13 protein-coding genes are annotated in these 14,687 nt (G+C 67.7%); 10 read left to right on the forward strand and 3 right to left on the reverse strand.

Features of this window, described 5'->3' with window-relative positions; translation table 11 throughout:
* Nucleotides 1-39: 39 nt before the first annotated feature.
* The 9 genes from AC5P76_RS16050 (at nucleotide 40) to AC5P76_RS16090 (ending at nucleotide 7,338) form a co-directional block, all read left to right on the forward strand.
* Complete coding sequence (locus AC5P76_RS16050; protein WP_053518842.1) at nucleotides 40-453, forward strand: YciI family protein; 414 nt, start codon at nucleotides 40-42, stop codon at nucleotides 451-453.
* A gap of 51 nt (nucleotides 454-504) precedes the next feature.
* Nucleotides 505-927 carry a VOC family protein gene (locus tag AC5P76_RS16055; RefSeq protein ID WP_164151011.1) on the forward strand — a complete coding sequence of 141 codons (423 nt, stop codon included), beginning with the start codon at nucleotides 505-507 and terminating at the stop codon, nucleotides 925-927.
* Nucleotides 928-965: 38 nt separating this feature from the next.
* Nucleotides 966-1,376, forward strand: a complete 411-nt coding sequence (locus tag AC5P76_RS16060) for a VOC family protein (RefSeq protein ID WP_065175394.1) — start codon at nucleotides 966-968, stop codon at nucleotides 1,374-1,376.
* Between the two features lie 30 nt (nucleotides 1,377-1,406).
* The gene (locus tag AC5P76_RS16065; protein ID WP_074901992.1) at nucleotides 1,407-1,763 is read left to right on the forward strand and encodes a DUF1428 domain-containing protein; all 357 of its coding nucleotides are present in this window, start codon (nucleotides 1,407-1,409) and stop codon (nucleotides 1,761-1,763) included.
* Nucleotides 1,764-1,808: 45 nt separating this feature from the next.
* Nucleotides 1,809-3,077 carry an RNA polymerase sigma factor gene (locus AC5P76_RS16070; protein ID WP_253119813.1) on the forward strand — a complete coding sequence of 423 codons (1,269 nt, stop codon included), beginning with the start codon at nucleotides 1,809-1,811 and terminating at the stop codon, nucleotides 3,075-3,077.
* A gap of 54 nt (nucleotides 3,078-3,131) precedes the next feature.
* Complete coding sequence (locus AC5P76_RS16075) at nucleotides 3,132-4,781, forward strand: M28 family metallopeptidase (RefSeq protein ID WP_053518851.1); 1,650 nt, start codon at nucleotides 3,132-3,134, stop codon at nucleotides 4,779-4,781.
* Between the two features lie 160 nt (nucleotides 4,782-4,941).
* Nucleotides 4,942-6,204 carry a sensor histidine kinase gene (locus AC5P76_RS16080; protein WP_053518853.1) on the forward strand — a complete coding sequence of 421 codons (1,263 nt, stop codon included), beginning with the start codon at nucleotides 4,942-4,944 and terminating at the stop codon, nucleotides 6,202-6,204.
* Complete coding sequence (locus AC5P76_RS16085; protein ID WP_053518856.1) at nucleotides 6,194-6,961, forward strand: LytR/AlgR family response regulator transcription factor; 768 nt, start codon at nucleotides 6,194-6,196, stop codon at nucleotides 6,959-6,961. The genes AC5P76_RS16080 and AC5P76_RS16085 overlap by 11 nt, the downstream gene beginning before the upstream one ends.
* A 32-nt stretch (nucleotides 6,962-6,993) precedes the next feature.
* Nucleotides 6,994-7,338: a hypothetical protein gene (locus AC5P76_RS16090; RefSeq protein WP_053518860.1), complete on the forward strand. Its 345-nt coding sequence runs from the start codon at nucleotides 6,994-6,996 to the stop codon at nucleotides 7,336-7,338.
* 39 nt (nucleotides 7,339-7,377) lie between these two features.
* On the opposite strand, the gene AC5P76_RS16095 is transcribed toward AC5P76_RS16090, so the two are convergent.
* Together AC5P76_RS16095 and AC5P76_RS16100 are read right to left on the reverse strand one after the other, a co-directional pair.
* Complete coding sequence (locus tag AC5P76_RS16095; RefSeq protein WP_053518857.1) at nucleotides 7,378-7,992, reverse strand: hypothetical protein; 615 nt, start codon at nucleotides 7,990-7,992, stop codon at nucleotides 7,378-7,380.
* Nucleotides 7,993-8,322: 330 nt separating this feature from the next.
* Entirely contained in the window at nucleotides 8,323-10,434 is a 2,112-nt protein-coding gene (locus tag AC5P76_RS16100) for a M13 family metallopeptidase (protein WP_065175391.1), read from the reverse strand.
* A gap of 287 nt (nucleotides 10,435-10,721) precedes the next feature.
* Between AC5P76_RS16100 and AC5P76_RS16105 the strand changes: the two genes are divergently transcribed.
* On the forward strand, nucleotides 10,722-13,673 hold the full coding sequence (locus tag AC5P76_RS16105) for a bifunctional diguanylate cyclase/phosphodiesterase (protein WP_495222790.1): 2,952 nt from the start codon (nucleotides 10,722-10,724) through the stop codon (nucleotides 13,671-13,673).
* Nucleotides 13,674-13,739: 66 nt separating this feature from the next.
* On the opposite strand, the gene AC5P76_RS16110 is transcribed toward AC5P76_RS16105, so the two are convergent.
* Nucleotides 13,740-14,621, reverse strand: a complete 882-nt coding sequence (locus tag AC5P76_RS16110) for a LysR family transcriptional regulator (RefSeq protein WP_065182533.1) — start codon at nucleotides 14,619-14,621, stop codon at nucleotides 13,740-13,742.
* Nucleotides 14,622-14,687: the final 66 nt, after the last annotated feature.

Raw genomic sequence — 14,687 nt, forward strand, 5'->3', positions numbered from 1 at the left:
CAGTGAAGGGCGCGCACCTGCGCCCCACGGGAGACCCACATGAAAGTCATGGTGATCGTCAAAGCCAACGCCGATTCCGAAGCCGGACGCCTGCCCAGCGAGCAGGAGCTGACGGCCATGGGCGCCTACAACGAACAGCTGGTTGCCGCCGGCATCATGCTGGCCGGTGAAGGCCTGCATGCCACCGCGCGTGGCCGCCGCATTCACTTCGGCGGCGCTGGACCGCAGGTCGAGAGCGGCCCGTTCGCGCCCGTCGCCGACCAGATCGCAGGCTTCTGGCTGTGGAATGTCCGCTCGCTGGACGAGGCCGTGGAATGGGCCAGCCGCGCGCCCTTCGGCAGTGGTGGCACGCTCGAGGTGCGCCCGCTCATCTCCGCCGAAGACTTCGGCGAAGCCTTCACCCCCGAATTACAGCAGCAGGAACAGCGTCTGCGCGAGCAGCTCGAAGGCTGAGCCCCGCCACGCCGCGAACACTCGACATCTTCAACCGAACGGAGCACCCCGATGAAACTGATTCCCTTCCTTGGCTTCAGCGGCCAGGCCCACGAGGCGATGGCCTTCTACGCCAAGGCCCTGGGTGGCCAGGTCACCTCGGAAATGAAGTACCGCGACATGCCCCCCTCCGACGGCTCGCCGGGGTGCAACGAGATGCCGGCCGACACCCTTGACCACGTGGCCCACAGCCAGCTGGAAATCGGCAGTGCCATCCTGATGGCCGCCGACGGCCCCGGTGCCGGCGACGGCGGCTCGACCACCATCAATGTCGATGTCGACAGCATCGAGGAGGCCGAGCGCGTGTTCGCCGCGCTGGCCGATGGGGGCCAGGTGCAGATGCCGATCGCCGAGACGTTCTGGGCGCACCGCTGGGGCATGTTGACCGATCGCTACGGCAAGCCGTGGATGGTCAACTGCATGAAGCAGCCCTGATCGCCCGCCTTCTTTCCATTTCCCAGGGAACCTGAGCAATGAGCACACCGCAACCGCAGATGATCTTCGTCAACCTGCCCGTGCAGGATCTGGACAAGTCCAAGGCCTTTTTCGCCGCACTGGGCTACCACTTCAACCCGGCGTTCACCGATGAGAACGCGGCCTGCATGGTGGTCAGCGACAGCATCTTCGTGATGCTGCTGGTCAAGCCGTTCTTCCAGCAGTTCACCACCAAGGCGATCGCCGACGCGCAGGCGCAGACCGAGGTGATCACCTGCCTGTCCGCCGACAGCCGCAACGCAGTGGACGTGATGGTGGACAAGGCACTTGCCGCCGGTGCCACTGAACCGCAGCCGGCGCGCGACTATGGTTTCATGTACCAGCGTGGCTTCCAGGACCTGGACGGACATCTCTGGGAAATCGCCCACATGGACGGCGAGCCGGGCTGAGCGGCCACGCCCGACGACAGGAGAACGCTCATGGCTTACGTCGATGCCTATGTGCTGCCGTGCCCCGAGGACAAGGTCGCGGCCTACCGCCGCCTTGCCCGCAAGGCCGGTGCGGTGTGGAAGGATCACGGTGCGCTTCAGTACATGGAATGCGTGGCCGACGACGTGGAACCCGGCACGTCGACCTCGTTCCCGCGTGCGGTGAAGGCCAAGCCGGGCGAGACCGTGATCGTGGCCTTCGTGGTGTTCCGGTCGCGTGCTGCACGTGACCGCATCAACGCGAAGGTGATGGCCGATCCGCGCCTGGCCGATATCGGCCCGAAGGACATGCCGTTCGATACCCGGCGGATGTTCTGGGGCGGTTTCAGGCCCATCGTCGAAGCGTGACTGCCGGTGCTTGTGCGGCGGGAACGTGCATGCTGTGATCGGCGCATGCACGAGCCCGCCCTGACCCAGCGCCTGGAGACTCTCTGGCGGATGGAATCGCCAGTGTTGATCGCGCGCCTGGCGCGGCTGCTCGGCGGTGATGTTGGCCGTGCCGAGGAACTGGCCCAGGACACCTGGCTGGCTGCGCTGGAGCGTTGGCCGGAGCAGGGCATCCCGGACAATCCTGGAGCCTGGCTGATGACCACTGCGCGCAACCGGGCCATCGATGTACTGCGCCAGCACCAGCGGGTGGCGCAGCAGCATGCGCAGTGGGGCGAGGCACTGCATCCGGCCGCGCTGCCGGCACCGGACGACAGCACCGCGCTGGAAGACGATCTTGGCGACGATCTGCTGCGCCTGATGTTCGTGGCGTGCCATCCGGTACTGCCCGCGGACGCGCGCGTGGCGCTGACCCTGCGCCTGCTCGGCGGGCTGACCACGAGCGAGATCGCGCGCGCGTTCCTGCAGCCGGAACCGACCATCGCCCAGCGCGTGGTGCGCGCCAAGCGCACGCTCGCGCAGAAGCAGGTGCCCTATGAAGTGCCGCGTGCCGAGGCGTTGCCCGCGCGCCTGGCCTCCGTGCTGGAAGCGATCTACCTGGTGTTCAACGAAGGCTACGCCGCCAGTGCCGGCGATGACTGGATGCGACCAGCGCTGTGCGAGGAGGCGCTTCGCCTGGCGCGCATTCTCGCCCACCGCATGCCGGCCGCCGCCGTGCTGGGACTGCTGGCACTGATGGAACTGCAGGCGTCGCGCGCCGCGGCGCGGGTGGATGCGCAGGGCCGGCCGGTGCTGCTGGACCAGCAGAACCGCGCACGCTGGGACTGGCTGCAGATCGAACGCGGGCGGCAGGCGCTGGCCCGCGCGCTGTCGGCCGGCGGTAGCGACGATCCCTACGTGCTGCAGGCCTGCATTGCCGAGTGCCATGCAACGGCGCGCCAGGCCGACCAGACCGATTGGGCACGCATCGCCGGGCTGTATTCGCGGCTGCTGCAGATCCAGCCTTCGCCTGTGGTGGCGCTGAACCGGGTGGTAGCCATCCTGCGCAGTGAGGGCGCGTTCGCTGCCTGGGCGCATCTGCAGCCGCTGCTCTCCGATGAGCGTCTGCGTGACTACGCACCGTTGCAGGTCGTCCGTGGTGAAGTGCTGCAGCACCTGGGTCGGGTCGAAGACGCCCGGCAGGCGTTCCAGGCCGCTGCCGCGCTCACCGACAACGTGCGCGAACGCGATCACCTGCTGGCGCGGGCCCATCCGACAGTGCCAAAAGCGCCTTAAATCCCTCGGGCCCCTTTTGTACACTCGGCTGGGATTTCCCTGCTGGAGAGAGCAATGAAGCGAGTAGCACTGGGCGTGCTGGCCCTGTCGGTGTCGGGCGCACTGATGGCGGCCACGCCGAAATTCGATGGCGCGCGGATTTCCGCCGACGTGAAGGAGCTGGCCTCGGACGCCTATGAGGGCCGTTCGCCGGCCACGGCAGGCGAAGCGAAGACGATCGCCTACCTGAGCAAGCAGTTTGCCGACGCCGGGCTGCAGCCGGGCGGCGACCTGAAGGATGGCAAGCGCCTGTGGACCCAGGCCGTGCCGCTGCGCAAGGGCGACATCGTGGGTACGCCGCAGCTGGCCCTGCATCAGGGCGACAGGACCATCGCGCTGGAGCAGGGCAAGCAGATCGCCGTGCGCGCGGCGATGAACGGCGCCAGCACGGTGGACATCAGCAAGGCGCCGCTGGTCTTCCTCGGTTACGGCGTGAAGGCACCGGAGCGCAACTGGGACGACTTCAAGGGCGTGGACCTGAAGGGCAAGATCGCGGTCGTGCTGATCAACGACCCGGACTTCGAGACCGGCAAGGGCGACTTCGACGGCAAGGGCATGACCTGGTACGGCCGCTGGCCCTACAAGTACGAGGAAGGCGCACGCCAGGGCGCGCTGGGCGTGCTGATCGTGCATGAGACCGCACCGGCCTCGTACGGCTGGGCAACGGTGGCCGGCTCCAACACCAACACCATGTTCGATGTGGTGCGCGACAACCCGGCCGACAGTCACCCTCTGCTGGAAGGCTGGATCCAGCGCGACCTGGCCGTGGACCTGTTCCGCGCGGCCGGCCAGGATTTCGAGGCACTGAAGAAAAAGGCGCAGCAGCGCGACTTCACGCCGGTCACGCTGACCGGCGCCAGCCTGGACGCGAAGTATGCGGTGAAGACCGAGGTGATCACCTCGCACAACGTGGCGGCGCGGCTGGAAGGCAGCAGCCACCCGGACGAGACCGTGATCTACAGCGCCCACTGGGACCACATCGGCGTGGGCGAGCCCGATGCCCGCGGCGACCGCATCTTCAACGGTGCGCTGGACAATGCCAGTGGCACCGCTTCGCTGATCGAACTGGCCCGTGGCTTCGCCAAGGGCAAGCAGCCGCAGCGCTCGCTGCTGTTCCTGGCGGTCACCGCCGAAGAAAAGGGCCTGCTGGGTTCGGAGTACTACGCGACCCACCCGTTGTATCCGCTGGAGAAGACCGTGGCGGTGATCAACATGGATGGCATGGCGCCGTTCGGCCCCTCGCGCGACTTCGGCATCTACGGTGCCGCGCGCTTCGAGCTGCTGGACCAGCTGAAAGAGGTGGCCAAGGGCTGGGACATCCGCTATACGCCCGATCCGAAGCCGGAAGCGGGCCTGTTCTTCCGCTCTGACCATTTCCCGTTCGCCAAGCGCGGCGTGCCGGCGCTGTCCTGGTCGGCCGGACAGGACTGGGTGGACGGGGGCGTGGCTGCTGGCCGGAAGGCCTCGGAGGACTACACCGCCAAGCGCTACCACCAGCAGGGCGACGAGTGGCAGCCGGACTGGGTGTTCGCCGGCGCCGCCCGCGACCTGGAGGTGCTGTACACCCTGGGCAACCAGCTGGCGAACTCGCGCAGCTGGCCGAACTGGAGCAAGGACGAGTCGTTCCGCGCCGTGCGTGACGAAAGCGCGGGGCAGCGGAAGTAAGGGAAGGCGGGGCGCTGCCCCGCCCCCCCGGTAGCGCCGGGCCACGCCCGGCGTTTCCGGGAGGGGTTCCATCGCGGCTTTCCCGCACTTCGTCGCAGGCCGCTTGTCTGCCCGGCAGGCCGCCCTATGCTCGGCTTACCCCTTTCACCAAGGCGCCGCCGTGTTCGCCAGCCTCACTCTCATTTTCCGTCATCTGTTGGCCTGGGCCGCGGCGCTGGTCGTGGCCGGCATGGTCTGGAGCGGCATCTTCAGCGGCATGAACGATGGCCCGGGCTGGATCTTCGGCCTGCTGGCGATGTTCCTGATGATTACCGCGCTGGGCAGTGCGATCAGCCATGTGCGCCGGGTCTGGCTGGTGGCCGGGCGCCTGGACGCGAGCACGCTGTCCGGGCGCCAGCGTCGGCAGGTGGAACTGCCGATGGATGCCGGCCAGGCCTTTGCCGTGGTCGAGGCGGCCGTGGCCGAGCTGCCCCGGGTAGAGGACGTGGAAAGCGCGGCCGGCAGCCTGCAGGTGCGCGCCTACGTGCGCCGCGTCGACCCCTGGAACGGCCGCCAGCCCTCGCGCTGGAACCTGCCCGCGCGGCTGGCGATCAAGCGCAACGGCGTGCTGGCCACGGTCACGCCCGGGCAGGGCACCAGTACTGTCACCCTGCTGTTCGAGCCCGATGCGGGCTGGTGGGCCGATCTGCTGGCGCTGGACGAAGGCAGCAACTACGAGAATGCCGAAGCGGTCACCCGTGCGATCAGCCGTCGGGTGGCCGACCAGCGCCGCACCGAGCAGGCCGCCGCGGAGCAGACCCAGGTGGAAAAGGAGCTGTCGGTGGCGCGCCTGAACCTGCTGCACGCGCAGGTCGAGCCGCACTTCCTGTACAACACGCTGGCCAATGCCCAGGTGCTGACCCGCACCGATCCGGCGCGGGCCGAGCAGATGCTGGGACACCTGATCCAGTACCTGCGCAGTTCGTTGCCGCAGGTGGACGAATCGATGTCGACCCTCGGCGTGGAGCTGGAGCGTACCCGCGCGTACCTGGAGATCCTGCGGATCCGCATGGGCGCAAGGCTCGCGGTGGAGGTGCAGGTGCCGCCGGAACTGCATGCGGTGAAGCTGCCGGCGATGGCGCTGCAGACGCTGGTCGAGAACGCGATCAAGCACGGCCTGGAGCCCAAGCCCGGAGGTGGAACGATCTGGATCCTGGCGCGCGGCTTCGACGACCACGTGACGGTGACCGTGGCCGATGATGGGCTCGGCTTCAGCCAAGGCACCACCAGTGGCACCGGCATCGGCCTGAAGAACCTGCGCGAGCGGCTGCGCCTGACCTGCGGCGAGCAGTCCGGCGTAGCGATCGTCGCCAATTTCCCCAGCGGCGTTGCTGCGACCATGACATTGCCGCCATCCAGCAAGGAGCGCAGCCATGCCGCTTGAAGCCCTGATTGCCGAGGACGAGGAACTGCTGCGGCAGTCGCTGGTGGACCAGCTGCGCCGGCTGTGGCCGGAGCTGAAGCTGGTGGCCGAGTGCGAAGACGGCGCCAGTGCACTGGAGCAGCTGGCCGAGAAGCAGCCGGACATCGCGTTCCTCGACATCCGCATGCCGGGCATCACCGGCATCGAGGTCGCGCGTGCACTGTCCGAGCTCAGCCCGCGCACGCAGGTGGTGTTCGTCACCGCCTACGACCAGTACGCCATCGATGCCTTCGAACAGGGTGCGATGGACTACCTGCTCAAGCCGGTCAGCGATGAGCGCCTGCTGGCCACGCGCGAGCGCATCCTCGCGCGGTTGCCCTCCACGCGCCACGATGATGCGGTGCTGGAACGCCTGCTCCAGCGTCTGGGACCGGGACAGAACGGTGACCGCCCGCCGCTGGCGTGGATCACCGCCAGCAATGGCCGCGAGACCCAGCTGATCATGCTGGAGGACGTGGTCTACTTCCGCGCGGACAACAAGTACACCACCGTGATCACCGCCGCCGGCGAGAGCCTGCTGCGCACCCCGCTGCGCGAACTGCTGGAAGTGCTCGATCCGCAGCACTTCCGCCAGATCCACCGCTCGACCATCGTCAACATGAAATCGGTCGCTGCGGTCAGCCGCGACGATACCGGGCGCGGTGTGCTGCGCCTGCGCCAGCGGCCGGAAACGCTGGTGGTCAGCCAGCCCTTCATGAGCCTGTTCCGCGGCATGTAGCCGCGACGTTGCATCTGCCCCGAGGAATGACCATGCCCCGTCTGCTGCTTGTGTGTGCTGTGCTGCTGGCACTGGCCGGCTGCGAAAAATCCAGTAATTCCTCGATTACCCGCGCGCGCGCCAACGGCGTGGACACGCTGTACAGCAAGGGCACCGTCGTCGATGGTCAGGCGCGGTTCCAATGCATCGCCAGCAGCAGTGGCAGGTGCCACTATCTCGTGCTGGATCCGGCCTGCAGCACCGAGGCCACCTGCGCCACGCCGCCCCTGCGGCGTTTTTCGGTGGCCGTAGGCCAAACCGAAACCATGCGAGGCCTGCCCGAGGGCTTCCACCAATGCGTCAGCCAGGACCCGATAGAACAATGCCACCGTGAGTGATCACGGTGGCATTGTGGACCCCCCCGTTTTCCGCAAGGGTCAGTAGGCAGGCTGCAGCGTCAGTTCGTGATGGTGTTCGGTTTCGCCTACATGGTTCAGCCGCCCGACCAGTTCGGAGTGCTGCTTCATCCGTCCGATCTCGGTCATGATGCGGATGTCCTCATGGCGCAGCTCGCGCCTGGCGGTGACCGCCTGCTTGTAGTCCAGCACTTCCGGGTAGTGCTCGGCCAGGTCCAGCGCCTCGGCCACATGCTCGACGCTGTCGGCCTTGGAACTGATGCGGGCCCGGCTGTTGAAGGCTTTCATCCAGCGCTCGAACCCGGCCTGCTGGTCGAACATGTTGGCCATGAACCAGATCACGAACAGGATCGAGACCCATGAGCCGAACACGATCACCACGCGGGTGAAGGTGATATGGAAGTCGTCACGCCACAGGTAGTTGGCGATCAGGCCCAGAATCACCAGCGACGCCGCCTGCCAGCCGATGATGGAGGCGATCAGCCACTGGCACTTGGCCTGGGCCAGCACCGCCACTTCATCGCGGATCTGCTGCTCGCTGAGATTGCGCCAGTGCGCGACCTGTTTGTCGAACGGGCTGCTGTAGAGCTCGTTGTCGCGAAGCAGAATTCCCAAACCCTTGAACAAAGCAATCATGGCTGGCTCCTTTTGGAACGTGCGTCGATCAGCGTTGGACGGTGTGGCGGGTTCAGTTCTAGCACTTCCAGCGAGCGGTGCAATGGGCGGAACGCCAAGCGGCGTAACGGTCTTGTCCGGCCGGGTGAAGTTTTGTGCGATGCAGCACAGTGCCCGCACCCTGCGACAGGATGTCGCAGGGTGAAACGTGCTGCGGGCGCACATGAAACCGGGGATGAGCAGGGATCCCGGCAATCGGCCTCGTCTTCGGCCTGAATCGGCACCGACCGCGCAGCCTGCCCGGCCCGGTGCGGATGAAAACGGGCGCCTCGCGGCGCCGTTTCCCTCATCTCACCAGACTTTGACCCGCTTGTCGGGGGCCAGGTACAGCTTCTGGCCCTCCTTCACCTCGAACGCCGGGTACCAGGCGTCGATGTTGCGCACGGTGAGCGCGCGGAACTGGCCCGGCGCGTGCACGTCGGTCAGCAGCGAATTGCGCAGCGCCTGCTCGCGGCTCTTGCTGCGCCATGCCTGGGCGAAGCCGAGGAAGAAGCGCTGGTCCGGGGTGAAGCCTTCCAGGGTCTGGCCCGGCTTGCCCTGCAGCGACAGCTGGTAGGCGTCGTACGCCGTTCCCAGACCGGCGACGTCGGCGATGTTCTCGCCCAGCGTCAGCTTGCCGTTGACGTGCACGCCGGGGAACGGCTCGTAACTGCTGAACTGGGCCGCGAGCGCGTCGCCGGCGGCGTTGAACTGCTTCAGGTCCTCGGCGGTCCACCAGTTGTGCAGCTTGCCGGTCTCGTCGAACAGCGCGCCGGCATTGTCGAACCCGTGGCTGATCTCATGGCCGATCACCGCACCGATCGCACCGTAGTTCACCGCATCATCGGCGGCCCCATCGAAGAACGGCGGCTGCAGGATCGCGGCCGGGAACACCAGGCGGTTCTCCAGCGGCACGTTCATCGCGTTGATGGTCTGCGGCAGCATCGCCCACTCACCGTGGTCGACCGGCTTGCCCAGCTTGGCGATGTTGCGCTGGTACTCGAACAGCTCGGCGCGCTGTGCATTGCCCAGCGGGTCGTCGCGGCGGATTTCCAGACCGCTGTAATCGCGCCATTTTTCCGGATACCCCATGCCCACGGTCAGGCCGGCCACCTTTGCCTTGGCGCTGGCCTTGGTCTGCGGCGACATCCACGACAGCGCGTCGATGCGCCTGGCGAACGCGGCGATGATGTTCTTCGCCATTTCGTCCGCGCGCTCCTTGGTCCTGGCGTCGAAGTGCTTCTCGACATAGCGCTTGCCGATGGCCTCACCGACGGCGTGGTTGGCATCATCCACCGCGCGCTTCCAGCGATCGCTCTGCTGCGGCGTGCCGCTCAGCGCGGTGCCGTGGAAGGCGAAGCGGGCATCGGCGAACTTCTTCGGCAGGTACGCCGCGGCGCGATCCAGCGCATGGAAGGCCAGGTAATCCTTCCAGACCTCCAGCGGCTCGGTGGCCACCAGCCTGGACAGGCCGGCCACCGCCCTGGGCTGCCAGACAATGAAGTCCTGCTGCTTGCCCAGTGCAGCGGCATCGAGGAAGGCGGTCCAGTCCATGCCCGGGGCCTTGGCGTTGAAGTCAGCCTGGGTCCAGGGGTTGGCACCCTTGGTCACGTCGTTGGTTTCTTCCTGGGTGGCGTGCGCCTGCGCGATCTTCGTTTCCAGCGCAACGATGCGCTGCGCCTTGCCGGCCGGGTCGGCGCTGCCGGCCAGCTGCAGGAGCTGCGCGATATAGGCCTGGTACTGCTTGCGCAGTTCGGCCATGCGGCCGTCGCCCAGATAGAAGTCGCGGTCGGGCATGCCAAGTCCGCCCTGCACCAGATACGGCGCGGTGCGGTCCGGCTGCAACAGATCGACCGAGACCCACAGGCCGAACAGGCGGTCGGTGTAGAAGTTGGTGGCATTGAGCAGGTCGACATCGGCGCGCATGTCGCCGCCCAGCGCGCGGGCCAGGCCGGCCTTGTCAGTGATCGCATCGATCGCCTTCAGCTGCGGCTGCACCGGCGCGATACCGCGCTGCTCGATGCCGGCCTCATCCATGAAGGCGGCGTAGTAATCGCCGATCAGCTTGTCCTCGCCGCTGGCCTGGGCATTGCCGGCAGCGCCTTCGAGGATGGCGCGGGTGTCGGCCTGGGTCTTCTCCGCGATGACGTTGAAGCTGCCGAAGCGCGAGCGGTCGGCGGGGATCTGGGTGTTCTTCACCCAGGTGCCATTGGCGAAGCCGAAGAAATCGTCGCCGGCGGCGATGCTGCGATCCATGCCGCTGGCATCGAAGCCGAAGCTGCCCAGCATCGGCTTGGCGGCTGCGGGGGCGGATGCGGCCGGCGCGGCGGTACTGGCCGCCGGATCGGCGGCGCGGTCGCAGGCGGCCAGGGACAGGCTGGCAGCAATGGCCAGTGCCAGGGTGGGACGGCGCAGCTTGGACATGGACTTCTCTTGCGGCGGGAAAACGCCAAGTCTAATCCGCTCCGATGCGATGGGTCGCACCGTTGTGGCGCAAGGCTGTGCACGATCTGGCTGAACGCGGTGCGGCGATCTTCACGCCGTCACCGCCGTGGTGCATGCTGCATGCCGGACCCCTGCGCGGACGCAGGGCGGTGATCCGGCGTGGCGGGCCCGGCGGTCAAGAATGGCAGTCGCCGGCCGCTGAGGTCGGGGATGTGGAGGAATCGTTCGCGCATGAAGCCAGCCGACTGGACAGGGAACACCCACCGATGCCCGCGCTGAAACGCGCGTTGGCCCGGCCACTGCGCGCCATCACCTGGGGCGGGGTGGTGCTGGGCGTGCTGCTGGTGGCCGGTCTGGCGATGATGCTGGTCAATGACCACCATCGGCGGTTGGAAGCGGCGCAGCGGCAGAGCCGGGCACTGGCGGTCGGCAGCGAGCGCCTGCTGGCATTGCAGCTGCGCAATCTGGAGCGGGCGATGGGCGGCATTTCCGCCGACGCCGCCGAGCTGTTCCGGAGCGTGCCGGCACAGGCACCGCGGCTGCTCGATGCGGCCGTGGCCGGCGTGCTGCAACGGCACGCCGAGCTGCACAGCATCGTGGTGCTCGACAGCTACGGACGTGCGCTGACCGCGGGCCAGGGCGACCTGCAGCTGCCCCTGTGGACCGATCCGCAACGGCGCGGCCCTGGCAGTGCGCTGTACATCGGGCCGCCGCAGCGGGGCAGCGATGATGGCTGGGTGGTGCCGCTGGCGCTGCCGCTGGACGACGACCGCTGGCTGCTGGCGCGCCTGCGCTGCGGCGAACTGCAGCGCATCATCGGCGGGCTGGACGTGGGCCCGAACGGCCTTGTGTCGATCAGTGATGCCGAAGGCTACATGCTGGCACGCGTGCCCGATCCGCATGGCACGGTCGGACACCGCTACGCGCTGCCCGGGCGCGATCTGCTCGGCAGGCAGGCGGTGATCGAACTGGGGAACATGCCCGGCGTGGTCGACGGCGTGCCGCGCATCACCACCATCAGTACGCTGGAACGCAACCCGCTGGCGGTGCAGGTGGGCCTGGCCGAAAAGGACGTGCTGGCGCCGTGGTGGCCCTACCTGCAGGCATCGGTGGCCATCGTGCTGGTCTATGTGGCCGTGCTGCTGGTGCTGTTGTTCGCCGTCCGGCGAACGATCCGCCGGCAGCAATCGATGGCCGAGGAACTGCAGGCCGGCAATGCGGAACTGCGGCTGGCCCACCAGGTCGGGCGGGTCTGCACCTGGTATGTCGATGAGGACGCTGCACTGCTGCGCTGGTCACCGCTGGCACGCGAGATCTTCGGCGTACAGACCGACGCGCTGCCGGTGGCCGATTTCTTTGCCCGGGTGCACCGCGATGATGCCGCACGGCTGCAGAAGGCGTTTGACCAGGCATTTGCCGGCAACGCGGTGATGGATGAGGTATTCCGCCTGGTGCTGCCGGGGGGTGCGGTGCGCTGGGTCGGCGCGCGGGGCCAGCGCGTGCCGGTGGCCGATCGCCAGCGGCGCATGATCGGCGCGCTCACCGATCTCAGCGAGCGGTATCAGGCCCGTGAACAGATGAACCAGGTCGAACGGCGCTTCCGCCTGCTGTTCGACCGCAATCCTGCGCCGTTCTGGGTGTTCGATCCGGACACGCTGCGCTTCATCGAGGTCAACGATGCGGCCGTGCGGCAGTACGGCTACAGCCGTGAGGAATTCCTCACCATGAGCATCCTCGACATCCGGCCGCGGGAAGGGTGGGACGAGGTCAAGGGAGCCATCGCGCGGACGCGCGTGGGCGACCTTCCCGATGCTGCCGTGCGCCTGCACCGGCGCAAGGATGGCAGTGTGTTCGAAGTGCGCGCGCATTTGTCCCGGCTGGATTTCGATGGCCAGCCGGCCTGCCTGGTACTGGCCGAGGATGTCAGCGAGCGGATGGCCTATGAGCGCGACCTGGCTTACCAGGCGCGGCACAACCCGGCGACCGGGCTGCTCAACGTGCGCGCGCTGACCGAGCAGCTGGATGCCCAGGCGGAGGGCTATACCATCGCCTTCGTGCAGCTGCGTGGCCTGCAGCTGGTGGCCGACACGCTGGGCCGGGAGATCGGCGATGCGGTGCTGCAGTCGATGGCCTCGCGCCTGGCTGTGCTGGCGGCACGTTACGGCGCGCTGGCCTTCCAGCCGGCGGAAGATTTCGTGTTCGCCATCGGCGCCGCGCATGACACCCGGCGCGTACTCGACGATCTGCTGCAGATCGTGTCGGCACCAATGCGTGGCAAGGATTCGCTGCACCAGTTCGAGCCGCGCATCGGCGTGGCGGTTCACACGGCAGATGATGGCCACAGCGCCGAGCAGGTGATCGGCATGGCGGCACAGGCGGCGCACGCCGCGCGCGCCGAAGGGGATGTGGTGGCCTGGTTCGACGCTGCGGTGACCACGCGCCTGGCTGATCGCCTGCGCCTGGCCGGGCGCATCCATGCGGCGATCGACAGCGAGTTCCAGCTGTACTTCCAGCCGATCCGGCACGCCAGCGACGGCAGTCCGGCGGCACTGGAGGCATTGCTGCGCTGGCCGCAAGCCGATGGCAGCTTCATTCCTCCCAACGAGTTCATCCAGCTGTGCGAGGACACCGGTCTGATCCTGGCCCTGGGGCGCTGGGTGATCCGTGCGGCGGCCCAGGCGCAGCGGCGCCTGGTGGAGGCGGGTTGGGGCGATCTGCCGATCGCGGTGAACGTGTCGGCCGTGCAGTTCTTCAACAGCGACCTGGTGGCCGAGTTCACCCGTGCCCAGCAGGACTTCGGCCTGGCCCGCGGCGCGCTGCATGTGGAGCTGACCGAGAGCAGCCTGATGCGCAAGCCGGCGCAGGCGATGCAGACCATGCAGCGCCTGCACGAGCAGGGCATCTGCGTGTCGCTGGATGATTTCGGTACCGGCTACTCCAGCATGTCCTACCTGCAGCACCTGCCGCTGGACATCCTCAAGATCGACCGCAGCTTCGTCGCCGACGTGGAGACCAATCCGCGCAACGCATCGATCTGCAGGGCGCTGCTGTCGCTGGGCCACAGCATGGGCCTGACCATCATTGCCGAAGGCGTGGAAACGCCGGGGCAGCTCGACTGGCTGGCCGCGCACGGTTGCGACCAGGTGCAGGGCTACCTGCTGGGACGTCCGGCCCCTCTGGAGCGGATCATCGGCATGCTGGACGAGGTCGCTGTCTAGCCCATGTTGCGGCTCGCCGGGCACGGCCTTGCGCCCGCGTGTCACGGGTGTTGTCCGGTGGCGCGGTCAGATCCCGGCCTCCACCAGGTAGTCGATGAAGCTGCGCACCTTCGGCGCCAGGTGGCTACGGCTGGTGTAGACGGCGAAGATGCCGATCGGCGCCGCTTCCCAGTCCGGCAGGATGCGCACCAGGCGGCCGTCGGCCAGCGCCTCCTGGAGCAGGAAATCCGGTTGCAGGATCACGCCCATGCCAGCAATGGCCGCCTCGCGCAGCACGTCGCCGTTGTTGGCGCGCAGCACGCTGTTCACCGTGACCTGGACGTCGCCTCCAGGGCCGTGCAGTGGCCACTGGTCGCCGCCGGCCCAGTAGCTGTAGCCCAGGCATGCGTGATCCTGCAGTGCCTGCGGCGTGGCCGGCGTGCCGTGCGCAGCCAGGTAGGAGGGCGCCGCGCACAGGCTGATCCGCGATTCGCCCAGGCGACGCGCGATCAACGTGGGCCCGGGCTCGCGGGTGATGCGGATGGCCACGTCGTAGCCTTCTTCGACCATGTCCACCAGGCGGTCGGACAGGGCCAGGTCCAGTTCCACCTGCGGGAACCGCTCGCGGAAGCCGGCCAGCAGCGGGCCGAGACGGGCGATGCCCCAGCTGACCGGCGCATTGATGCGCAGCAGGCCGGACGGTTCCAGTGCCTGTGCGCCGATGCTGGCCTCCAGTGCGTCGAACTCCGCCAGCAGGCGCACGCACTGCGCGTAGTACGCGGCGCCGGCACTGGTGGGGCTGACCCGGCGGGTGGTGCGGTGGAGCAGCCGCGTCGACAGGCGCTTCTCCAGCGCCGCAACCTGCCGGGTGACGCCGGCGGTGGACAGATCCAGTGCCTGGGCGGCCGCACTGAAGCCATTGCGCTCGACCACGGCCACGAACACACGCATGGCGTCCAGAGTGTCCATTGTTGCGCCTTCTGAAATAAATACGGTCGAATCATCGTATTTATCGGCATGGGTCGGCGCAATAAG

This window comes from Stenotrophomonas sp. YJH_SMC_36 (assembly GCF_059369935.1).